Annotated in this window: 23 protein-coding genes and 1 pseudogene; 5 read left to right on the plus strand and 19 right to left on the minus strand. The window is 43.8% G+C overall.

The features are described 5' to 3' along the window. Nucleotides 1-321: 321 nt before the first annotated feature. From EKN00_RS01160 to EKN00_RS01175, 4 genes are all read right to left on the minus strand, one after another. On the minus strand, nucleotides 322-996 hold the full coding sequence (locus tag EKN00_RS01160) for a DUF2335 domain-containing protein (RefSeq protein ID WP_127848305.1): 675 nt from the start codon (nucleotides 994-996) through the stop codon (nucleotides 322-324). Nucleotides 997-1,002: 6 nt separating this feature from the next. Next, nucleotides 1,003-1,191: a hypothetical protein gene (locus EKN00_RS01165; protein ID WP_127848306.1), complete on the minus strand. Its 189-nt coding sequence runs from the start codon at nucleotides 1,189-1,191 to the stop codon at nucleotides 1,003-1,005. An 82-nt stretch (nucleotides 1,192-1,273) separates the two neighbouring features. Further along, a complete protein-coding gene (locus EKN00_RS01170) occupies nucleotides 1,274-1,510 on the minus strand; it encodes a DUF2922 domain-containing protein (RefSeq protein WP_127848307.1) in 237 nt (78 codons plus the stop codon). A 73-nt stretch (nucleotides 1,511-1,583) separates the two neighbouring features. Next, nucleotides 1,584-1,868 (minus strand): hypothetical protein, encoded by a 285-nt coding sequence (locus tag EKN00_RS01175; protein WP_127848308.1) that lies wholly within the window; start codon nucleotides 1,866-1,868, stop codon nucleotides 1,584-1,586. A 457-nt stretch (nucleotides 1,869-2,325) separates the two neighbouring features. Here EKN00_RS01175 and EKN00_RS01180 point away from each other — a divergent pair, with 457 nt between their 5' ends. The 5 genes from EKN00_RS01180 to EKN00_RS01200 all read left to right on the plus strand — a co-directional run bounded on the left by EKN00_RS01180 (nucleotide 2,326) and on the right by EKN00_RS01200 (nucleotide 8,594). Further along, complete coding sequence (locus EKN00_RS01180; protein ID WP_164847979.1) at nucleotides 2,326-2,850, plus strand: sigma-70 family RNA polymerase sigma factor; 525 nt, start codon at nucleotides 2,326-2,328, stop codon at nucleotides 2,848-2,850. A 12-nt stretch (nucleotides 2,851-2,862) separates the two neighbouring features. Beyond that, nucleotides 2,863-3,846, plus strand: a complete 984-nt coding sequence (locus tag EKN00_RS01185) for a hypothetical protein (RefSeq protein WP_127848310.1) — start codon at nucleotides 2,863-2,865, stop codon at nucleotides 3,844-3,846. A 79-nt stretch (nucleotides 3,847-3,925) separates the two neighbouring features. Continuing rightward, complete coding sequence (locus tag EKN00_RS01190) at nucleotides 3,926-4,837, plus strand: plasmid pRiA4b ORF-3 family protein (protein WP_164847980.1); 912 nt, start codon at nucleotides 3,926-3,928, stop codon at nucleotides 4,835-4,837. A 443-nt stretch (nucleotides 4,838-5,280) separates the two neighbouring features. Next, nucleotides 5,281-6,201, plus strand: a complete 921-nt coding sequence (locus EKN00_RS01195) for a LysM peptidoglycan-binding domain-containing protein (protein ID WP_127848312.1) — start codon at nucleotides 5,281-5,283, stop codon at nucleotides 6,199-6,201. A gap of 191 nt (nucleotides 6,202-6,392) precedes the next feature. Next, nucleotides 6,393-8,594 carry a protein phosphatase 2C domain-containing protein gene (locus EKN00_RS01200; RefSeq protein ID WP_127848313.1) on the plus strand — a complete coding sequence of 734 codons (2,202 nt, stop codon included), beginning with the start codon at nucleotides 6,393-6,395 and terminating at the stop codon, nucleotides 8,592-8,594. A 303-nt stretch (nucleotides 8,595-8,897) separates the two neighbouring features. Here EKN00_RS01200 and EKN00_RS01205 read toward each other — a convergent pair whose 3' ends face one another. The 15 genes and pseudogenes from EKN00_RS01205 to EKN00_RS01270 form a co-directional block, all read right to left on the minus strand. Beyond that, entirely contained in the window at nucleotides 8,898-9,824 is a 927-nt protein-coding gene (locus EKN00_RS01205) for a hypothetical protein (RefSeq protein WP_127848314.1), read from the minus strand. 382 nt (nucleotides 9,825-10,206) lie between these two features. Then, nucleotides 10,207-10,353 (minus strand): hypothetical protein, encoded by a 147-nt coding sequence (locus EKN00_RS10790; RefSeq protein ID WP_164847981.1) that lies wholly within the window; start codon nucleotides 10,351-10,353, stop codon nucleotides 10,207-10,209. Further along, a complete protein-coding gene (gene istB / locus EKN00_RS01210; RefSeq protein ID WP_127848339.1) occupies nucleotides 10,346-11,104 on the minus strand; it encodes an IS21-like element helper ATPase IstB in 759 nt (252 codons plus the stop codon). Before istB ends, EKN00_RS10790 begins: the two co-directional genes overlap by 8 nt. Further along, nucleotides 11,082-12,647: an IS21 family transposase gene (gene istA, locus EKN00_RS01215; protein ID WP_127848315.1), complete on the minus strand. Its 1,566-nt coding sequence runs from the start codon at nucleotides 12,645-12,647 to the stop codon at nucleotides 11,082-11,084. The genes istB and istA overlap by 23 nt, the downstream gene beginning before the upstream one ends. 916 nt (nucleotides 12,648-13,563) lie before the next feature. After that, entirely contained in the window at nucleotides 13,564-13,746 is a 183-nt protein-coding gene (locus tag EKN00_RS01225; protein ID WP_127848316.1) for a hypothetical protein, read from the minus strand. Between the two features lie 190 nt (nucleotides 13,747-13,936). Beyond that, a complete protein-coding gene (locus EKN00_RS01230) occupies nucleotides 13,937-14,389 on the minus strand; it encodes a hypothetical protein (protein ID WP_127848317.1) in 453 nt (150 codons plus the stop codon). Between the two features lie 33 nt (nucleotides 14,390-14,422). Continuing rightward, nucleotides 14,423-15,298 carry a UTP--glucose-1-phosphate uridylyltransferase GalU gene (galU, locus tag EKN00_RS01235; RefSeq protein ID WP_127848318.1) on the minus strand — a complete coding sequence of 292 codons (876 nt, stop codon included), beginning with the start codon at nucleotides 15,296-15,298 and terminating at the stop codon, nucleotides 14,423-14,425. 159 nt (nucleotides 15,299-15,457) lie between these two features. Further along, on the minus strand, nucleotides 15,458-16,459 hold the full coding sequence (gene galE, locus EKN00_RS01240; RefSeq protein WP_127848319.1) for a UDP-glucose 4-epimerase GalE: 1,002 nt from the start codon (nucleotides 16,457-16,459) through the stop codon (nucleotides 15,458-15,460). A gap of 669 nt (nucleotides 16,460-17,128) precedes the next feature. Then, on the minus strand, nucleotides 17,129-17,482 hold the full coding sequence (locus EKN00_RS11125; protein ID WP_421825361.1) for an acyltransferase family protein: 354 nt from the start codon (nucleotides 17,480-17,482) through the stop codon (nucleotides 17,129-17,131). A 164-nt stretch (nucleotides 17,483-17,646) separates the two neighbouring features. After that, nucleotides 17,647-17,760: pseudogene (locus EKN00_RS01245) on the minus strand (NAD-dependent epimerase/dehydratase family protein); the annotation flags it as partial. Between the two features lie 12 nt (nucleotides 17,761-17,772). Next, the gene (gene glf / locus EKN00_RS01250) at nucleotides 17,773-18,945 is read right to left on the minus strand and encodes a UDP-galactopyranose mutase (RefSeq protein WP_241559435.1); all 1,173 of its coding nucleotides are present in this window, start codon (nucleotides 18,943-18,945) and stop codon (nucleotides 17,773-17,775) included. Nucleotides 18,946-19,593: 648 nt separating this feature from the next. After that, entirely contained in the window at nucleotides 19,594-19,794 is a 201-nt protein-coding gene (locus EKN00_RS11130) for a glycosyltransferase family A protein (protein WP_127848340.1), read from the minus strand. Between the two features lie 269 nt (nucleotides 19,795-20,063). After that, nucleotides 20,064-21,524, minus strand: coding sequence for a lipopolysaccharide biosynthesis protein (locus tag EKN00_RS01260; protein ID WP_127848322.1), 1,461 nt, complete (start codon nucleotides 21,522-21,524; stop codon nucleotides 20,064-20,066). Between the two features lie 19 nt (nucleotides 21,525-21,543). Beyond that, nucleotides 21,544-22,581: a polysaccharide pyruvyl transferase family protein gene (locus EKN00_RS01265; RefSeq protein WP_127848323.1), complete on the minus strand. Its 1,038-nt coding sequence runs from the start codon at nucleotides 22,579-22,581 to the stop codon at nucleotides 21,544-21,546. After that, nucleotides 22,578-23,585: a glycosyltransferase gene (locus tag EKN00_RS01270; protein ID WP_127848324.1), complete on the minus strand. Its 1,008-nt coding sequence runs from the start codon at nucleotides 23,583-23,585 to the stop codon at nucleotides 22,578-22,580. Before EKN00_RS01270 ends, EKN00_RS01265 begins: the two co-directional genes overlap by 4 nt. Between the last annotated feature and the right edge of the window lie 158 nt (nucleotides 23,586-23,743).

The raw sequence follows: 23,743 nt of genomic DNA on the forward strand, positions 1-23,743 counted from the left end.
GTTTATGAGCCTTTTTAGCGTTTTTTCTTGTAGTCACTCGTACCTTTATAAGAATTACAATAGCGTTACATAATTCTGAAGCATCGTTATTGGCCAACTTAACCCAAAAATTCGTCGGCTAGTAAATAACTAAGCGTTCAAACTGCTATTGCTAATCCCGAGCTAGAAACAAAAATGACCCACGGATTGAATATTCATCCGTGGGTTTTCTGGAAATAATGAAGTTGAATACCGTTATTTAATCGAACCATTCTTATCAATAAAGGACACTGGCAAACTAGCTTCGAATTCTCAAATGAAATTGTTTGCTATTTGCGTGGCCTATTGACGACTTCCATACACGAACGTCCCCACGAGCGACGCCAGCGCCCCGAACGACAGCGCACTGCCGGCAAGTGGCGATGCGGCCACCGCGACGTAAGCCCCAGCACAGATACCAGCGATGCACACGGCAAAGCCCAACACCAGGCCTAGGTACTGATCCCGAATCTCAGCAACAAGCCTGGCCTTCTCCAGCTTCTGCCGGTGCTGTGCCTGTTGTTCCGCCAATTGGAGAATTCTGTTGGCCGCATCTGGTGCTGCTTCGTTATACGCAGTCAGTTCGCGTGCGTCCGGCAACGGGACGCTGGATTGTCTGGCGGCCATGGCGACGGAGCCATTACTCGTGTTCACGGCTACATGCTCCTGCTGTGCAAAGTGGCTTTGGCTGATTGGGGGCAAATCAGGGTCAAAACTCTGTTGATTGGAACGGGGCAGCCCGGCATCTGTGTTCGGCGGAACAATTACTGGTTCGCCCTCTGTCGCCCCGGGTGCGCTCACCCGTATCACGCGGTAATGCGTACCTGTATTCTCCAACCTGGCACCATCGCTCCCCGGACTCGGGCGACTGCGTGCACTTTCACCGCCTCCAATCGCCCCCACAACCTGGTTCAGTCGTGCCCGCCGCAACGCCGCCCTAGTCTGCCGCGGCGTTGGACTGTGATTATCCTGTGTCATTGCGGTCTACCTGCGGGATTGCGCGTCGGCCCAGTAGTGCATTGCGGCGTGCAAGTCGCCGCCAACCGCCTGCCAGTCCTGGTTAATTGCGGCGACATCGGTATCGCCGCTAATCTGGGTTGCCTTCTGGGGCAGGTGTGGTGCCAGGTGCCCCATGCCTTCTAGGAAATGCCGCCAATTATGTTTTGCTTGCATGCTTTTCTCCTCCTTCTATATGTACCCGGCGGCGAATGCCACCGGGATTATTCAGTGACCGCCCGCGGCCACTAACCATTAACTAAGCTTCGGGTGTGTCGTATTCGTACACAACGGTGGTTTCGGTGTCGACAGCGGTAATCTTCGTTGGCCGGGCGTACTGCTGCACGCCGTCCTTCACGAATTGCTGGGACGCACACAGGGCTTCCATGAATGCCTTGGCGTCGTCCTCAGGCACTTCACCTTGATAATTGCTGATGCGGATGGACTTGGTCTTGTCATCCGCGGTCTTGAACGTAAGATTTGCTGAACGGGTCATACTGGTTCCTCTTTGGGGTTAGACACGGCCGCGCTGACGGACGTGCTGACTATTGTAATTCACAACTACGTGGTTAGTTACCGGTAGCTTCTGTCCCAGACTGGTCACCAGCCGGTGTGCCGGTCTGCTGCGCTGCTGGGGTGCTGTCCGCCACGAGTTCTTCCTCGCGGTCAATCTGAACGTCAACCAGGTTCTGGTACGGAATGAGCTTCTGGAGTGCATCCCCCAACGCAAGCAGTGTGGCCTCGTCTGGGGTTTCAATCAGGTCCTTGATGGAGTGCTTGACTTCCTTCTGGTCCGAATCTTTCGGGTCGATGAAGACGTAGGTGACGGTTGAGCTTTGGAAATTACGAGCCATGGTGGTTCCTCCTTATGGTGGGTGGGTGAGCATCACGCCTCCGTCCCCGTGGCCGCGGATGACGGAATGGTGATGCGAGCAATTGTAGTAGTGCGCCCTACAAAGGTATAAATCCACTTTTGACCAAAAAACTCACTATTTCGAAAAATACGTTCACCTTTTTGAGAATCTCACGTCGCAACCCGAAAAAAGCCCGCTCAGCCAACTAAAATGTCCAGTAATAAATTCGGAAATCTCGTTAACTTCTACGACCAAATTGGCCAATTATAAATTATTTTTTCACCTGAAAAAGGCTAAGCCATGCGAAAAAAGCCGTTATACCGCCGTTTTGTTTTGAAATAATCAGTATTATTATTTTGGCTAAGTGATAGTAAATGTTGAATAAAAAATGCTGCAAACGCATCCATACAATACTACAATTCTACTCGTGATAAATATTCATTGAAGGAGTGAAATCGTGAAGTGTACAGAAGAGGAACTGTTCAGACAAAATCGCGGCGTCATCTACCATGCGGTTTATCGTCTTGGTGTGAAACCTCGCACAGAACTTGCTGACGAACTCTTTGCTCAGGGGAGTGAAATCTACTTACGCATGCTCCGTCGTTACCATGATCCGTTAGACTCGGATGACGACATTCGCAGATTCAACCGGATTACCGGTGACATTGTCTTCAAAGCCCTACTTCGACAGCAACAAACCACTAAGCGCAATTGGCAAAAGTTCAACGCCACCCCACTTGATTCACTAGTCAGCAAGGGGCTCGAACCTGTTCACGAAGAAATTCCAGATTCTGCCCTGCTTGATTTCCGGTTCAGCGACTTCACGGCAAAACTGAGCCCGCGCGATCTGCAGGTTCTGTACTACAAATACACAACCGAGCTAACGAACCAACAGATTGCGAAGCGAATTCACGTTTCCGAGGCCACTGTCAGTCGCAAGGTGCGGCACATGAAGGCATTACTCAAAGAAATGATGGATTAGGAGGAACACGCTGTGCAATACCAAGAGAAGAACCGTTCTTACACAACGCGTCGCTGCAAGTTTTCGTCCCCTAAGGATTTAATTAACTACGGAGTCAACTTTGCCGAAACTCTACCTTTAACCGATATTACCAAGCACGAACTAAGCATCCTGATAGATATGTCGATCCATCTTCGATTACCCAAGTCTCTCAGAGAATGCACCCTTGCCGTAACTAAAGAGGGCAAATATTACATTATCAACATGAGACCACGCAGTATTCTTCGCGCACTTAACAAGCAAACCGGCGACAGTAAACTGCATGAGCACAACGTTTACCGGCACCATTTTCGCACCGAATACGGGCAAGACAATATGACATTGCCAACGTTTTACTGTAATCCCATCCAAACATTTCTTGGGTTGTCCGGTGACGTTTCGCGATGTAAGTGCTGGATTTGCCTTGAATCTTTACGTCACGTCGAATTCACACACTATTCGTACGGGAGAAAAGATCCAAATATATTATCTCTGCGCTTCAGCATGTATCAACGTCAGTATTTCGTCGAGTTCCCGACAAAGATACAGCCAGCAAAGTTGTATGCCGAGCTAGACAACATCCAAGGCATTGAACTCGCCTATGCAAAGGAAAAACACACTAATCCAAAGATTTACGCGTTTGCCCAACTCCCTAAGAGTATGGCCAAAATTAATAAAGTGCTAAATACCTCCCCTGTCTCGGGAAATGAATCTAAGTCAGTCAGCGATATTCATCAAAAAGCGGCCGCTAAGTACCCGGACGGCTACAAATACGACTTAGACCAGCACTATTGCCTACCAACCAATCTGCTACCGAGGGTGACCAAAAAGATGTGCCAGAACTTACAACGTCTGGCCTATGCCGAAACAACTTTCTTTACCGAGCATAGCGATACGGCAACCAAATTATTAAAACGACTACAAGAAGGCCGTTTTTGTGAATCAAGTCAGATTGAAAAAGGACATCTGTACTTTTAGTACACAGTTGCCATTCACCCGTGGTCAAATGCCCCGAAGCATGCTATTAATAGACTATCAGAGTTCAAGGAGGTCCCTCATGCCAAAAGCCTTATTCCTCATAATCACACTAGAAGAAGTTCACCCACCGATTTGGCGGGAAATCGCCGTTCCGGAACACACAACGTTCGCGCAACTGCACAAGCTGATCCAAATACTCTTCGAGTGGCAAAACATGCACCTGTACGCCTTCTACCCTGCCTGGAATCGCGAAATATCCTACAGCGAATCCACGGATGACGATTGGCTGGGCGCTGCTGATTCTGCCACCGCTGAAATCGGGTCCGACCTCGAGCGCGGAACGGTAAAATACGCCTACGATTTCGGCGAAGAGTGGCAGCACCGCATCAAGCTCCTGGAGGTTAGAGACACACAGGATGAACTGCCCAAGGTTTACCAAGGCCGCGGTGAAGGTGGTCTCGAGTACCTCGGCCGAGACTATATGAATGATGAGGACTCACCACTTGATTCGTCCAAGCTCGGCCATGATGACCGAGTAGAAATGAACCAAGAGCTGAAGGCGTGGGCGAAAGGCCAGGATTTTGTACCCATCGAAACTGACAATTATTTCGACGATGATTTTGATTCCGATTTTACCGATTCCGGCGATGTCATTGGCGACTTGGCGGCCAGTGACCGTGCGGCCTTGCGCAAACCGTACTTGGAAGCACTGGATTCCGGCTTTAGCAATTCACCAGAAGGCCAGAGCGTCGCCGGTTACGGGGACGAACTGCAGAACATCGTTGTCAGCGAACTCCTGCAGCTGAATGCCAAGAAGGTGCCACTTCGGGACTGGTTCGATGCGCTGCGGACAATGACCGGCTTGCCAGGTTTCGACGATTACAAGTCACTAACCGCCATCGCAGGCTGCTACATCCTGTACCTGGCACGCATGGGCTACGCTGAGGATGTGCCGGCAGTGACGCAGGCGGCATTGGCGAAGATTGGATAGGTTTTCCATCAATCAATTGAAGAGAGTACGGTACATTCATCTGTTCGTAGGTAAATGTTGCCGTGCTCTCTTCCTTTTTCTGCGATGTGTACCCGCTTTGCGATTTTAGCAAAATTTACGATAATCAGAAGTCTTTACTTGTGAAACGCGCAAAACAAGAAGATGACAAAGCGTGAATTGCGTAATAATAAATTCTCCCCCATAACAAGTACATTGATTGGATATATTACTTCAACCGTTGTATTGGCGGCCACGCCGACAAAATTGCTTGCTGTTTTGCATCCTTGTTAATTCACATTACAGTTTACGTAATAATTTAACATGCTACGTGGAACTTACAAGATTACAGAAAGAGTAAATTTAGTAACCTGCTTGCTGTCCGCATGTCACATTGACCAACTATACTGGATTCTGTTGACAAGCAACTCAGACACGAAATAGGAGTGATTATTATCAGTAAAGCACATCTCGGATGGTTATTCACAGCAACACTCGCCCTGGGCGCTGGGGCCTTCACCGTTGCCAGCAACCACGTTGACGCGGCAACCACTACCCAGTCTGCAAACTACACCGTCAAGGCCGGCGACACGCTCTCCAAAATTGCGCGGACCCGCAAGACAAGCATTAACAACATCGTTAAGCTAAACAACATTAAGAACGCAAACTTCATCTTGGTTGGTCAGGAACTGCGCCTGCAGTACACCGCAACCGCAAAAGTAACTATGGTCGCCGCCGCCAAGACGTACACCGTTAAGTCCGGTGACAACCTTTCTCGCATCGCTAAGCGCACGGGGGTTAGCCTCAGCAAGCTGATTAGTTACAACCAGCTAACCCACCCTAACTTGATTCACGTTGGGGACGTGATTAAGCTGACTGGTGCAAGTGCGACTACCACAGCGTCCGTAACTAAGAACACGGCCAAGACACCTGCTGCTAACACGACCCACACCAGCACAGCAACGAAAACAACTACGACTAAGCGGTCGGCAACAAGTACGCCAGCACCACGCGCCAAGGCGAGCGTAAGTAGCAAATCTTCAACCGCCGCGAAACCAGTAACGCAGGCACCCAAGAGCACAACCAGCTCGCAGTCGGTCAACAAGGGCCAGTTTAAACTGTCCTTCTACGACCCAGCAAAGATGGGCTCCAGCATGGGCTACGGCGGTGTGGCGGCAAACCTGTCCACCTTCCCACGCGGTACACGCCTGAAGATTACCCTCTCGAACGGCACGGTTTGGTACCGGACGGTTAACGACACCGGCACTTTCGCCGCAGCCAACCCACGTCAACTTGATGTGGCAATGCCAACGGGGCAAATCCCATCAGCAGGGATTCTGTACGCGAACGTGCAGGTACTGAAATAAGATTCAGCACAAATCAAAAAAGCTCTCAGATTGATGATAAATCATTTCTGAGAGCTTTTTTTCGTGGCTGCATATGGCCGCTGGAGAGACATGACAGCCTCTTGAAAAAATCCATCAATTCTCGGACATTTCAACGAGTTGCAAAAGCCCTGCTTAGTTATCCATGTTAAACTATCGATGGAGGTGTCGTTGTGCCATCAGATAATTCGAAATTGTCAATCATCAAAGATACATACCTCATGTTCAACAAGCTCAAGATATTTCTTGAGGTTGTGCAAATGTCGATTCGCTATCGAGTAATTATCAGCACAACGACTGTCGCTGTCTTGGTTACCTTCGTGTACAGTCTTTTTGACTTTGCCCAAGTAAGTTCACCAACTTTGTCCTCCATGCTTCAACATATAGCGAAATCCGCTTTGACTCATGTGATTCCAACGATACTCATCATGATGATAGTTCTAATTACCAGCGCAATTGTTATGTACGAATACAAACGCCACACATTCGGATTCTCTAAGCTTAGTATCAATGAACAGAAGCTTATTCAAGAACGTCTGACGCTTGATGACTCGCTTAAATCTGCTGGGTATAAGATTGAATCATTTAATCACGATGACCAAGTGGAATTGTACATCACAAGCCAGAAGGTTAATCAGCACCTGCGTGACCGCAACCGTCCAATTTTTCTGATTGGTAGCGCCCTTGAGTACAGCATACCCAACGATATGCTAGACTATGTGCCTGCGTTACTTCGCCGCAAAATCATTAACGACAAAATTGTATTTAACGGCCGAATTCTTGGGCTAGTCGACGAAATATATCCAGAAACGAGCACACTGCACACCCGTGAAGTTCGCTACTTTGAAACCCAAGTAACCGATGAGATTATCTACTACAGTTTGCGCGATCGCCGCGATCTGAAACAGATTAAGATGGGCATCGATTTGTTCACAAACGGTTCAGATTACACACATCGTGAGCTTATCCCCCTCACCCACAACGCTCAGACTAACTACATGGGTGTTTCCACACTGCTGCTTACGTCTGACAATCACGTGGTTCTTCAAGTTCAGGGGAAAAAGTCAAATATTAACGCCGATAACTACGCACCATCAGGATCTGGATCAGTCGAATACAAAGACTGGCAAGTCTTCAAGAAGAATCAACCGACACTTAATCAAGTCCTCGTGCACGCCGTCGAGCGCGAACTTGTAGAAGAATTGGGATTAGCACATTGGGAAAATAAAAATAAGCTGAATTTACAGACTCAGCTTATTGGCTATGCACGTCTATTCGAACGCGGCGGCAAGCCAGACTTCTTTTTAGTCACGCGAACGAGCATGACAATCGCGGAGTTGAACGACACCTTAAAAGATAACAGTCATAACGATTTGGCAGAATGGGATTTAAGCGATGGGTCTAAGGACGCACCGGAGTTTAATAGCCTCACTGATTTACGTTCAATCTTATCTTTGGACTATGCAAGGCGGCATGGTCATGGCCAATCCGTTCAGAACGTTATCTTTGCGAATATCTTGCAACCTGATGATCTGCAATTAACGCACGCTTCCATCACAGATCGAGGAAACACTGTGAACGAAGACTTCGTGTACACTACGGATTCATACGGTTTTGTAATAGATGGCGCAAGTAACCTCACGAGCCGAGTTTACAAGGCTGGTAATTCTGATGCACAGCTCTTCAGCCACACAGTTGGGCAATACCTTAAAAAGGCTAATTGGCAAGAATATTCAATCCAGCAGCTGCTGAGTATGGCGGTTGCTGACTTCAACGCACAATATCCCTCAACCCTAATAGACAAAGAAAGATTACCCTCAGCAACCTTCAGCGCATTTCGGGTTCATGAAGATAGGATTGAGCTTACATGGTTGGGAGACTCGCCCATTATCGTCTTGAGCAATAACAATGAGTATGAAGTCCATCGCGATCCCACTATTGAGCAAAACGACAAAAAGGCCATAAGTAACCTAGCCGAGTTGATTTCGGAACAAAAGCCAATTGAAGAAGCACTCGAGGATATACAGCCAATACTCAAAGCCAATCGTTTGCTCAAAAACAGTACTGAGAAAGGCGGCTACTGGATTCTTGATCCAACAGGCGTTGGCATTAACCATCTTCATCAAGAATCCATTCCGCTTGCTGACGTAATCGCAATTTTGATTTGCTCTGATGGATTTTACAGAGTGTTTGATACTTTCAGATACAGGCTACAAATACCGCAGGCAACTAATGTACACGAATGGCTTACCTCAAGCATGAAAGACCTTCGTGCGATGGAAAATAAGGAACGGTCGATGAACAATTATCCTCGATTCAAAGTTAGCGATGATGCCAGCGCATTAATCAACTATTTTCCCAAAAGTGAGAATTAACGCCTCATTATAACCGAAAAATAAATTTGTGAAATAGCCTACCTACAAACGTAGACTATCTCATAATCGTTTTAGTGAATAGTAACATGCTTGGAACCTAATATTGATTCAAAGACAGCAGGTGCAATATTCATCTTTGTTTATATACTTTTTGTTCTTAAAAAATACAATACCTAGGCCACCAATATGCTTTGAACAGGCGATTTGTGCATGCTGAATCGAAGTGTTTCGGAGGTTCTTTGATTTCTTGGTCACGCGTCTGAGACTTGAGGCTAGTTTAAATGACAGAAGATATTAATAAAACTAGCTAACCTCATCCCACTCAGATTCGTCCCAATCTACTATCTGAATTTCAATAACATGGTTAGGATTTTGAACTGAAACAGAATACTTGCAATAATATGGTCGATCTTGCAGAAACATTTCTAACCACTTGTCTTCAGCATGTAATTCAGGACTAATCACAATACGATAAGTCTCACCAGGCTTAATCATCTCCACGGATGAACTTGTAATCTCAATTTTACCTTTGTTTGTATCAAAGTTACTAGACGTAATTTTCCCAGAAATGCTAAACACATCATCTGACGTAAGCGTAGATTCTGAATTAAACAATCTACGGTCATCATCATCAAAAACAATTTTGCCGTTATCATCATTTAATGACTCGCTTCTAATTTCGACACGGGCAACACGCTTAGTGTCAATGTTTTGTGTCAACTGAGCAATAGAAGGTTGTAATGCCTCAGCTACATTTTGCAGTCCTGTTGGGACCACAATCACAGTACCTCCCTCGTTGTTCACAATATTGACTCCATGCTCACCTGCTTCTTGCCGAACAGTATATTTCTCGCCTTTCGCATTCAATGACAACTTGGCTTTAATAAATGTATAAGACGACTTCAGAGCTTCCCAGATAAACTCTCTATTGTCACTAATAAACGGCAGAACGGGAATGATAACATTCTGGAAATTTAACGTTAAATCAGACAACAGTGAACCGGATTGCCAGTCCACCAATTTAATTTGAAAGCTATCATAGTCTTTTTCGGTAAAACGAGAGCGACCCTGAGCCGCCAAATACGTTTTTCTAAGGAGTGTTTGTGTATCTCGCAAAGAACCTATGACTGAATCCAAGTCATAGCCATTGCTGTGCTCCATTTCAGGGCCAGCAACACGAACGGATAACTTTGTCGACCCAGTATAACCTTCACTTTGCTGATTGCTCATGATTAATCACCTCAACCAACATGTTAACCGAAATCGCTATCAAATACCATTACTGATGGCTGGAGTTGATAACATTTATGACATAAGTGTTAAAAATTATGCTCAACTCAGTAACCATTTTCGTCAATTCACCAAGCAATTAGAATTGTTCCTTTCGGTTTTGGCGTGTAGTCGTTGAAGGCGGACATCGAAATCGTCCGGCTCTGCCAAGTTTTCGCCCACTCGTGTCAAGAAATCGTCCACTTCGGCCATAAATCAGTCCAATCAATAACGTCCCTATGACGGCATCATATCCAATGCAATCGTAGGGACGCTCTCGTTTCTATTCTTGACGGTGGTTTTCACGCCGGATAAGCAGATCATTGATCAGCTTTATACCGATTCACACAAGCTCATTATTTGTGACCCGTTCGTCTGTTTCCCAGATCTTATCGACCAGAGCACTTTCCAGTTCGTTATACTCGTCTTCGCTCATGGTACTTTCCATGTAGTAGCTGGCGATCCGCCGCTGTACCTCTTCGTTAATCATGGCGGCCTCCGATCCCGTATCGTTCACGCATTGAGCGCTCGCCTTCAATCACGATTCGATACGAATCATGAACGATTCGGTCAAGAATGGCATCGGCAATCTGAGCGTTGTTGAACTTGTTATGCCAGCCTTTGGGATCAAATTGAGAACAGTAGATTGTCGATGCTGATTGAAGTCGACATTCAACCAGTTCGAGCAGGAATTGAGATTGCTCTAGGGACACGTCAGTCAGTAACCATTCATCCACGATGAGAAGGTCAACCTTGCGATAGCGCTCAAGCAATTTCTGAAAATCACCGTTTGCTTCATGTTTAGCAATCAGTAGGTCATCCAGCAACTCCGGCAACCGGATGTACTTGACCTTATGAAATTGGCGACAAGCCTCAATGCCGAGTGCAGTCGCCAACCACGTCTTCCCGTTCCCTGATGCGCCCATGATGATTAAATTGTGGTGTTGTTTGATGTACGTCCCGGTCGCAAGCTCGGTAATGAGATGACGGTCAAGATGTCGATCCGGCAGGTAATCAATATTGCCAATTGATGGTGCGACCGTTGAGAAGTCGGCTTGCTTGATCAGGCGTTCCAACTTGTTGGTCTGTCTTGCAGCGTAGGCATTTGCTACGATTAATTTGAAGCGCTCATCGAAATTCATACCCTGGCAATTTTCACTGGTATTCTGTGCGTTTACAGCTTCCACCATTGAACTTAGGCGCATCTCGTATAACATCCTAGTCGTTTCTTGATCCATCAGTAGCCCTCCCAAAATAGTCGGCTCCACGAGTGAAGCCATAGTCTTCTCGCTCTGTGTTTTTAGTCTTTGTTGCGTGTCGTGCAACGCTATTGATAAGCATGCGCTCAATCACTCGCACCGTTGGTGCGCTGGCAATACGCATCACGTCTTCGCAAGCTTGCTCTAAGGCTTCATCGCCATATTTCCGGGCCAGCTTCTCTAACCGTAATGTTGCGCTGAGCGCTTGCCGTTCTGCGCGTGATGACTTTAGGAGGTACGCCACGACCTGCTGCGCCCCTGTGCCTATTGACTCAGCCCAAGTGCGGCTGCTCTCAACCGTGTGGGTTAAGAATAGCCGATGTCCGTCTGGCATGTGATCAGGCTGAGTTGAGAACTGCCCAACTGCTCCTGTGAGTCGTACATGCACCGCTAGGCGCGCATCTTTGTAATAGATTTCGACAAGTTTGTCAGTGAGCCGCACGTCGACTTGATTGCTAATGTACTGGAAGGGGACTGAATAGAACATCTGATTTACACAAATGTGGTAATCTGGTTGTACGATGGCGGTCTGCCAGGACGCCATCTCAAACGCTGTGCTCGGAAGTGGATGTAACGCGAAGCGTTCTTCTGTTTCAAATCCTTCTTCTCGGTTCTTGCACTGCTTATGTTTCTTCGTATAGGGCCGTCGATTAAACTCTGCCAGTTTAATGCCGACGGCTTTGTTCAATTCTCCGAGGGTGAAAAAGGTCTCATTACGCAATGCTGCGATGACCCACGTCGAAAGCGTCCCGACGCTGCCTTCTACAGTCGCTTTGTCTTTAGGTGTGCGTACACGTGCTGGCATCACAACTGTGCCATAGTGCTCAGCTAAGTCGCGATACATTGGGTTTAACACCACTTGATTTCGTTTATGCTTCGTCACTCCAACTTTCAGGTTATCGGAGACAAGCACCTCAGTAACGCCGCCAAAGTAGCTATATGCGTGAACATGACATTGAAGCCAGTCTGGCATCGTCATACTCAACGTTGCCTCACAATACGAATACTGACTGCTTGGCAGTACAGCCAAAAAGAGATAGGCAGTTACTGCCTCGCCAGTATCACGATCTTGCAGATGCAATGTTGAACCAGCCCAGTCAACTTCCATCAGTTCCCCAGGCTTGCGCTTGATACGCATCGTAGCTTTGAATTGTTGAGCAAACTCTATGTAGCTTCGACAAAAGGTCCGATAGCTGTACGGAACTGCATCAGCCTGACGACACTGTTGCTCATATTCATAATAAAGCAGTGACAAGGTGACATTGGGCTTCGCAAGTTCCTTATGAACATAGTCATAATCTGGTAGCTGACGTCCCTTTGACTCAGGTTTAAGCTCTGGAAACAACAACTTTCCAAGCGATTCATCGCTCACTGAAGAATCCAGCGGTGGCTTTAATTCGTGGCTTTCAGCACGCTTGATTACCTCGCGAATCTTGTCCCTAGAATTCCCAGTAATTGCCGCGATATCTCGTTGACTCTTACCTTGGTCATGCAGCTCAAGGATGCTGCGATAGTGTATTGCCATACACAAAACCTCCTGCATATTTTGTACGCGCTTACTAGCGCGTGAACAAAGTATACAGGAGGTAAACAACACATAATAGAACCGGATTTGGTACTAGTGGTCGATTCCTTGGCCGGACTGGACGATTTGATGACACGAGTGGCCGAAAACCTGGCAACAGGTGGACGACGTCGTGGCCATCATCAGTCGTTTCACCTCATTCTGATCGTTAGGAAACTGGATACGCCCATTTTCAATGCCTTTGTACAGAAGTAGGAACCCATCTCCTTCCCAAAAAAGCCTTGAACCAATCCTTATGTGTGCCGCAAAACATAAACGGCGATTTACTATAGGGGTCGAGTTCGTATTGTTCTGTGACAACAGCCGCTAAGCCATCGATTCAGCGATGTAAGTCGGTATTATCCCAGAACAGATAGATGCCATGTAGCTGGCGTACATCAATGAGCATTGTTAAACACCGCCTTTTAGACAGCGTCTAGGATGTACCCGTTGATACGGATATAAACCACCAGAGTTTTGTTGTCGTCCAACTTCATTTGAAAAGTCTTGCTAATAGCTGTCGCCTGTGTGTCCCTACGTTAATCCATTTTAACTTGGACAATGTCTTGAATAGTAGCCAAAAAAACACCTCATCATAATTAATTAGGTGTTTGCACCGCAACGTCAGCGGCAATTATAGAGGGCGTGTTATTGCGTGGTTACGTGATTCCGTAACAAAACCGATTATATAAGCCTCCAGCATACATTCATAGTGAGATTACAAATCTCACTATGAATGTATGCTGGAGGCTTTTTTATTTGACAAACCTAGAACCTAAGATTCGTTCGCCGACAAATTCGGTTGACCAATCTCAGCTTATGACTGAATAAAGGTTATACCTTGCTGGTACAATGCGGCTAGTCGGTTAGTGGATACTTACTGCATGTCACCCGAATCGCCATCATCAGCAACTGGCCTATGCCCTGATTCAAACTTAGCTTTGTCTTTCTTTGCTTGGTTTCGCTCAATCTGATTTTTATATATCTTTTCACTTTTCTCACGGTGACTAACAATATTCCTCACCGTGCTATTCATTTGAGAGTTCGGATTAAATCCCATATAGAACCTCCTTTCTTATTTTTGCAGATTGTAGCATACCATATATTTTAGATTTGTTTTATATTCTATTTATAGCATTAACCAATTTCGCCGTCTGAAATACATAATTTATCAATCGTCACTACCATTATTAGATTATGTTCTACCCAAAAATTACAAGCGGAATTAGGTTTACCAAATAAATCTAAGTTTAGTTATCTTTATATATGGATACATCTGGAACGCCAGTCGCCCCTCCGTAAATAACCTTACCTTCCTCGGCTAATTCGCCAGTGAAGCTTGTACCAGATAATTCATCATCATCACCCCACTCTCCATACATAGGAACATCATCATCAAACTCTATTTTTAGCTGTCCATTTGCCAAATGATAAGTGAAGTTAATTGTGTTGTCATCTCTTGACGAGTCATCATCAGCATAGTCATAGATGTCACCATTATCATAATAACCATGATGAACCATTTCATCATCACTATGCCCAGCATAAACCCGACCATGACCCCAACCCTTAAATACCCAGTACACGCCCTCGGTATCCTGCCATGAGCCCTTCAAACTAGTAGGTGTGCTAGCTTTACCAATAAACCAAAATAGACCTATACAGAGTGCGAGCACTGCACTACATTTCCAAACACTTTTCAACTCAATCCTCTTTTCACCGAACATCCGCTCATACTATAATAACTTTCCCAGCTCAATAATGTACTTCCTCAGCTCATCCTTTACTTCCGGATGTCTTAAACCATACTCGATTGTAGTCTTAACGAATCCGAACTTATTTCCAACATCGAACCGCTCGCCCATAAACTCACGAGCGAAAACACGCTGGGTTTTGTTCAGTTCATCGATGGCATCAGTAAGTTGAACCTCACCGCCCTTGCCAATCTTGTGCTGATCTAAAATTCCAAAAATTTCGGGAGTTAATAAATATCTTCCAATGATAGCTAAATCACTAGGAGCAGCTTCTGGCGACGGCTTTTCAACGAAGCTATCAACGTTGTACAGGCCGTCCTGCACTTCACCACTAGGGGCAATCACACCGTACGCGCCCACTTCCTCGTGGGGTACGCGCTTAACGGCAAGAATGGAGCTCTTCGTCTGGTTGTAATCATTAATCAACTGTTGCGTCAGCGGCACCTTATCTCGCATCAAATCATCACCAAGCATGACCACAAAGGGCTCGTCAGCGACGAACGACTTCGCCATACCGACCGCGTCGCCGAGACCCAGCGGATGAGGCTGACGAACGTAGAACAAGTTCACACCAATGTCAGTAGTCTCGTGTACCATGTCCAGCATGGTCTGCTTGCCCTTCGCTGCAAGATTCTGTTCCAGCTCCGGTGCTGAGTCAAAGTGGTCTTCAATGGAACGCTTTGACTTACCTTCAATAATCAAAATATCCTCGATGCCGGATGCCTTGGCTTCCTCAACGATAAACTGGATGGTCGGCTTGTCGACAATTGGCAACATCTCTTTTGCTAACGCCTTGGTTGCTGGCAAGAACCGTGTTCCTAGACCGGCTGCCGGAATAACTGCTTTACGTACTTTCAAAAATTCATCCCCCAAAAATTATGTATAATTTAACCTTAGCTAATTATTCCACAAAACACTGCTCCAATAATTTCATTAATGTTGCAAAACTCATGTGCAGAAACAGGCACTTTGACCGCAAAAATCCCGAACACGCTCATTACGTACTCGGGATAACTGCTAATATTTGACTGTTTTGCTGTACCCGTTTGGATGCTTCTCGTGCCAGTTCCACGCACTAGCAATAATCTTCTCCACGTCATCGTATTGCGGCTTCCAGCCCAGAATGTCGCGGGCCTTGTCAGATGCGGCAATGAGCGTTGAAGGGTCGCCGGGGCGCCGGGGTGCCATTACGGCTGGGATTTCCTTGCCCGTTGCGCGGCGAGCTGCTTCCAGGATTTCCAGGTTGGAAAAGCCAGTTGCGGAGCCCAAGTTGAAGGCGTTGCTGTCGTTACCAGCTGCCAGGTACTTGAGCGCCAAAATGTGGGCGTCAGCCAGGTCAACGACGTGCACGTAATCGCGAACATTGGTGCCGTCCTTGGTTGGGTAATCACTGCCGAAAATTTGCAGTTTGTCGCGCTTGCCGGCAGCAACTTGCAGGATGATTGGAATCAGGTGGGTTTCAGGATTGTGATCTTCACCAATCGAACCATCCGGCTTAGCACCTGCGACGTTGAAGTAGCGCAGGGCAACGAACTTAATGCCGTAAGCTACATCGGACCAGTGCATGATTTTTTCCATGGCCAGCTTGCTTTCGCCGTATGGGTTCGTTGGAATCTGGGGGTCGGTTTCCTTAATTGGAATCTGCTTCGGTTCACCGTACGTTGCGGCGGTGGAGGAGAAGACGATGTTCGAGACGTTGAACTCGTGCATGACTTCCAGCAGCGTGATCATCCCACCAGTGTTGTTGTCAAAGTACTTGAGCGGGTCCTTCATGCTTTCTGGAACAACGGAAAAGGCGGCAAAGTGCACGACACCCTCAACGTTTTCTTCAGTGAAGACCTTGCGCAAGAATTCCTTGTCGCGAACGTCACCGATGTGCAGGCGTGCTTCCTTGCGCACGGCCTCCTTGTGTCCGGTAACCAGGTTGTCGACCACTGCCACGTCATAACCGTTGTCCAGCAGGCGATCAACCGCGTGGGAGCCAATGTAGCCGGCGCCACCGAGAACTAATACCGCCATATTAATTAACATCCTTTCTAAAAAACACTGCTTTCATCTTTCATGAAACAAAGAGAACAGTACACGAAATGATAGAGTCCACAATAACAACCAAAAAGTACAGCAATAACCCATCTATACTATCCTGAGGCTGATGAAGTAGAAATCGTACAATATCAGCAGCCAATGTCTGCAAAACGTATAAGTATAACGAAAATTGAGTTAAAAAATCGATTGTTGACTTTTTTAAAATCACACTATGAGTACTGGACCACGAGAAAACTGAAATTGCAACAGGTACCAAAAAAACAAAAAAATCAGTTGCGATAGAAAGATTAAACACTTTTACCAGAATGAATTCTGCTCCCCATAAAACAACAACGCCAAGTATAACGTACGGTCGTGCAAAGCGGGGAAATAGGTTTTGATGATTCACTAAATATATTGCGACGCAATACCATACAATCGCAGCAAAGAAACTGTTTTGAAACAAACTTGAATCAAATATCGAACGAAGCAACGGTGAAAAGTTCAACAATGATCCATAAGAAGTGCTCAAGAGACAAACAATGGAGCAAACTGAGAAAGCCATTATTATTCCTAGACGACCAAATTTAGAGGAAACATAGCTAACAATGAATAAACCCTCGACAGCAGCAATTAAGTACCATAGGGCGCCTGCAGAAATGTTTAAGCCCCACAGACTACGAAACAATTCAAAAAAACATTTTTAGGTGAATTTACGAAAAATGGGTGATAGCTAAGAAAGATTGAACAAATAAGCCAAAGGAAAAAGGTCTTTCTAGAAAACTTCCAAATTTCACTAATGGAAAATGTTTTTTGCCTGTATTTTTTTCTAAAAAAGAAAAATCCACTAACTAAAAAGAAAAAGGGGACACCAAGTCTTCCAACGGTATTTGCTAATATACTTAGTAGCTTTTCCCCTCCGTTGTAGTGAATCATAATAATTAATAGTGCAAAAACGACCCGCAAAATATCTATCGTGCCATTTCTTGAATGACTGTTTTCCGTTTTTATATCCATAATCTTTATTAAATCACTTTCCTAAAAATAATATTAGCCTTCATCGTGTCTTATTAACTTAACCCGTTTAAAACCCTTATAATAAGTTTGTTAGAAGAAAGCAAATTTTTCTTTCAAAACTACGTACTGCTCCCACCATAAGATTGTTAGCAAAGTACAACCTACTTGTGATCAATCAGCATATTATCGGACACCGTGCCGTCGTACCCGTTGTCCACCAAGCGTTCAACGGTATGGTAGCCGATATAACCGGAACCACCGAGAACTAAAACCGTCATTGCAGTTACCTGCTAGTGTTCCTCATCATGGGCGAAGTTGAAGTCTTTGCTGATATCAAACTCACGCCGCACAAGGTTCAAAGCCGCAATCATGACCTGATCCATGTCGTAGTAACGATACTGACCTAGGCGGCCACCAAAGACAACGTTAGGGTATGCAGCATGCGCCTCACGTGCATACTTACGGTAAATTTCAGTGTTCTTCTCGTCGTTAACTGGGTAGTAGGCTTCCTTGTTCCGGTCCCACTGCTGCGGGTACTCACGAGTAATTACCGACACGCCATCGTCTGACAGGCCATCAAAGTGCTTCCACTCCATCTGACGCGTGAATGGTGTCTCAGCATCGGTGTAGTTGATCACCGCGTTACCTTGGACATTTTCCTCGTCGACCTTCTTCGTCTCAAAGCGAAGAGAACGGTATTCGAGTTCGCCATACTTGTAATCGAAGAACTGATCAATCATGCCCGTGTAAATAACCTTCGGGAACTTAGCCAAATACTCGTCTTTGTGGGCAAAGAAGTCCTCGCCGGTCTTAACGTCGATTAATGGGCTATCAAGTAACTTATCAAAAATCTGAGTGTAACCACCAACTGGAATACCCTGGTAACGATGGTTGAAGTAGTTGTTGTCAAAGATAAACCGTACTGGCAACCGTTTGATAATAAACGCCGGAAGTTCGGTTGCTTTACGACCCCACTGCTTTTCTGTGTAGCCCTTAATCAGCTTCTCGTAAATATCGGTACCAATCAAGGAAATAGCCTGTTCCTCCAAATTTTTCGGACCACGGCCATTCAAATTACCCAGAGCTGCTTTCTTCTGTTCTTCAATCTTGGCCTTAGCCTCGGCGGGAGTTTTTGTACCCCACATTTCATAGAAGGTATTCATGTTGAATGGCAAGTTGTAAAGTTCGCCCTTGTAATTAGCGACAACCTGATTTTGGTAACCGTTAAACTCCGCAAACTTGCGAATGTAGTCCCAAATTTCTTTGTTGTCTGTATGGAAAATGTGATCACCAAAGTCATGCACAGTGATACCGTGCTCTGTGTGGGTGTACATGTTACCACCAATGTGTTCGCGCTTTTCGATTAATAATGAACGCTTACCACGTTTGGCGGCCTCGTAAGCAAAAATAGCTCCATACGAACCCGCACCTACAATTAAGTATTCATAACTATTTCTTTTCAAAATTATATTTCTCCTCCATATTTAATTAAAGCTCACAGTATTAGCAGCAACCGTCTTAGCATAGACATAATGGGCATTAGTGTAACTGAGATACTCTCTGCATAGCTGGAGCATAAGTTTCTTGTTGTTATTGTAATCATTATTCACAACTAAAATCTTGAATGCATCAACAAGCAAAATGAAATCCTCAATCGAAACTGTTTTGTTAGATTAAAGTTTGACTTGCTAATGCGTCGTAACTGAGCAATCAAATATTCAATTTGCTCAACGTTTTTTTGTTAAGTGCACTACTATCTCTATTCACATATACATACCCGCTATTCTTGTTTATAAAGGCGCGAAGTACTTATTTATTCGAAATGTCTTCTAGCAAAACCAATAAATCTTACACAAAGCTAAAATCTTTCCTAAACGAATTATATCCCTTAAAAATTACTTCTTGAAATATATCTAAAAGGATAACCTTTAATTTGAAATTGAATATTAAATGTAAAAGACCAGCCTTATCAATAGGCTAATTACTGTCCAACTTTCTGTAGTCTATAAAAGTGAAATCGAATTTAAGTTTCCCTCCAACGTAAGTCCTGCGCATGAATGGGAAAAATCAATGCACGATTTATGATACTGTATTGCAATTGTGTAGTCTCCTTAGCATATTACGCTTAAATCTAACATCACTGTTTGCAATAAACACATATTTGACCTCAGCCTAGAAAGAGCTTGGTTACGGGCAGAAGCAACACCCAAGTTTTCTTGATGAACTAGACGGAACCTAGAGTCTTTTAGCTTGTTTAGAGATGAATTGATTTTTTCAAGACTATTATCAGCAAAATAATCGTCAACAATTATAAACTCGGCTGACTGCTAAGACTGTTCTCGTAAATCGCCAGTTATATTATCAATATAATATTAGGCATTGTACACAGGCACAATCACGCTAACTTCCATAAAAGCCATCCTAACAATCCAAAGTAAATGAAGCAATTAATGTCTCATTGCATATCCACAGACTTCGAAATATAATCTAAATTGATAATGACAAGCCCCGTAATACATAGTGAACGTCTAAAAGTATTAATAGTAAGCACAATCACAATTAAGTAGATACGCTGCCCTAATCAGTAACGAATTACCCAACGAGTAATCGCCACAGCCAAAGCACATAGCACTACAATCATGCCCAATACTAAGAAACCACCGACCGAATAAGCAAATACACTTGTAACCCGCGCCACCGTAAAAATTAGTACAGCAACCATTGAAATTTCAAAGTATAATTTTTTAAGAAATTTTCCTGAAGATTTTGCAAAGTGTTGTTTAAAAAGCACATTTGGATCATTCCAAGTATAAGTGGCAAGTCTTGAGACAACTGTTCCCACCAGAACACCCCCTACACCTACTACATTAACTAGCAGCATCGAAAACGCGAGGTTAATTATTACAGAAACTACTGGGAGATACTGCCTGTATACAAAAGAACCAGTTGCCTCACGAAAAACCATTCCTGCTAGCCCCATCAAATTAACATACAATGTAAGAGAAAACATCGCGCTAACTTTCCAATCAAAAACGTATTTACTGCCAAGCCAAATTGTGACAAATGGAGAGAGCAGCGCGCTTAAACACAGAGCCACAAAAAGGCTAATTACCGCAATCATGTTGAACATCTTTTTAAAACTTCCAAACAGTCGTTCAGGCTTAGTGCTGGCAACATTTCCAATCGTTGAAGTTATACCAGATACTATAGAATTCATCAAAGACGATAATGCTGCAACAACCATCATATAATTAGAGTATCTGCCGACTACAGCGACAGACAGAAATTGTGAAATAACAATACTATCTGTAGAATTATTAACAACACCACTAACCTGGTAAACAAGTAACGGTTTAACGTAATCAGTGACACTCATTATGTCTTGTCTGGAAGCAAATCCAGAAATTCTTTTCAGGAAGGGATAACGTTTTCCAACATACACACGCACGTAAACATTCTGAAAAACGGTTCCAAATATAGCTATAATCAAGTATAAATAAAAGTTTTTGAAAAATAGAAGTATTACGGCCTGTAAGAATGACTGTATTAAAAACATCATGCTGTACGAATTGTTTACCACATAAGATCGCTGGTCAGCATTCAGAACAGATGTTTTATAACCTAACAGATATGACAGAACAACGTTAGCCAGATACAAAGCAAAAATCACTTGGACATTCAGCGGCCCGTGATATGATCTTGTTATTATGGGTATACCGACCATCAATATACTACCGATAAGCATCAATATAAAACCAACGCTTAAATATATAGTCTTATATATTCTCATTAAGACAAGAACTCGATTATCATCTCCATGTGCAAGTGGTTTGTACATATGAGTAACTATCGCTGCCCCAAAACCCAGCTCTGTCAGCGATAGTAAATTTAACATGTTTGTAAATAATCCATTCAGTCCAAGAGCTGACTCACCAAGTGTTCGTATAAACAGCGTTCTTACTAAAAAATTGATTACAATTTTAAGAACTTGCATTACTGCACCAGATGTCGCATTTCGTATAATCAATCTTCCAGATTTCATCCTGTCTGGCTCCTTCTCGCTACTGCAAAATTTCGCGCAGTTCTATAAACTCTTCATCAAACCTCTGAATATGCTTTTTTGATTGAATCCAGTCTGATAGCTCACTTAGATTCAATGAACTATCGTTGTCGATATAGTAGATAAAATCACTATCCCTTAGCCAATCTCGAACCGTATATCTAATCTTGTGCGTTGCATTATCAAAAACAATAACTGGTACATCTGATACAAGTGAGAGTATCATTCCATGCAAACGATCCGTAACAACAATGTCAGCCGACTGGATTTCATCAACCATACTTTTAATAGCCCGATTTCTTTTGACATTAGTGTCAAACTCCCCTGCAGACTCCTTTACCACCGTATCACTAGTCCGTATGTTGAAATCATTGCTTTTATTAAATATGGCCTCTAATTCATTTATCATTCCATCTTGCATTGATTCAATGTCGTTTCGTTTAATCATCAAAATGTTTGTCGTCGTCTTGGTAAGATTGTTAGTTTTATCAATTTGGAGATGTCCAACCATTGAAAAAACTATATCAGGTACCAATGTAACCGACTTCCCAAAGGAAAGTTTGTTTAACTCGTTTTGCGACCTAGATTCGCGCACAAAGATATCTACATTCTTCATAGCCTTCTTGGTGACTCTGATTTCACTTTCAAGGCCACCATATCCACAAAAATCTGCTGAAGTGGGCATCTGAATCAACTTACACTGTCTATCTCCCAGTGTTAAAAAAACGTCCTCTCTCTCTTTTTCAATAATAGGATAAATACGTCCAAAATTCCCTCCCCCCTGAAAAACAACAATATCGCTCTTGTGAACGAATGGTTTGATAAGTTTTGAAATTTTGATAGACTGTAAGTCGTTAACACACAACACATATTTGTCTGAATTTTCAGAAAGAAAACTAAGGCTAGCAATAGTAATTGCTAAATCCCCAAGATTGCCATACGTTGCCGCCCCAAAATAAATAATTTTAGGCTTTTTTACAAATATAACCTTAAACAAAACATCAAGAACATGTACTAACCGTTTAAATTTTCTAATCATGCCGGTGTCCTCCCAACGAACAACTTGACACGTTTTACAAAATCATAAACTGTAAGTTTAATTAATACTTTTTTAATTATTATTTTACGTCTCCGATACTTTACGTTTTCAAAATCACTGAATAAGTACATTTTTTCGCCTTGTTTTCTGATTCGCTTGACTTCAGAATTTTGTGCACCCTCGAAGGTCCTATTTATTGCAGTAGACAAAACCATTTCCACTAATCCTTGCTTGTCACTTTGTAAAATATTAGTTTGTTTATCGTGCTCTATCATGCTAGCAACTATAAGTAAATCCCGCATACTTTTTATATTAGGTGTCCTCATGATCGAACCAGATCTTTGACGATAGTAGTAGAGGACCATATCCGTATATATAATTGACTCACTGTTACAACACAATCTGTATGTAGTCGCAATATCTTCAAAGTCCACGCCTTCAGGAAAGCGAATATTATTGTCAATATATATAGTACGTTTTACAATATGTGCCCACGCAAAATTTCCAAATTCTTGTTTGACTAACTTACTTGCGAATTCTTGAGAACTAAGGTGCGTATACTTAAGTTGACTATAGTAATCCATGGTCATATTGCTGGCATCATTGAATTGTGTGTAATTAAATTGTAAAATGTCTGGTTTTTCTCTACTAAGTACCTCAATTATGTTGTTAAGTTGCGATACATTTAACAAATCATCAGCATCTACAAACCATACATACACCCCGCTAGCTTTTTCTAGACCAATGTTTCTAGCCGAACTAAGACCGCCATTACGTTTAACAATAACCTGTAAATTTTCTTCTGGATATGTTGCGGCAAAATCACGAAGAATATCACTCGAATTATCTGTTGAACCATCATCAACAAAAATTAATTCGAACGATTTAAAATAATTAAAATCAATTTGATTCAGTAACTCCTCTAACTCTGATTCAACGTTGAAGACTGGAACAACAATTGATGCAGTTATGCTTTTTTTACCTTCTGTACGATTATTTTTCATAACATTTCTCCTCAATCGCGGATTTTAATTAATCACATTGTAAAAGTAATATACTTATTGTCGAAAGCGTATAAGTTTGAGATTTTTGCAGATTATGACTTTGCCTCTTTATTTCTTCGAAACAAATAAGAGACGAAAATATAAGCCGCGGCTTAACC

It is taken from the genome of Lacticaseibacillus hulanensis, from assembly GCF_004010095.1.
Classification (GTDB): Bacteria; Bacillota; Bacilli; order Lactobacillales; family Lactobacillaceae; genus Lacticaseibacillus; species Lacticaseibacillus hulanensis.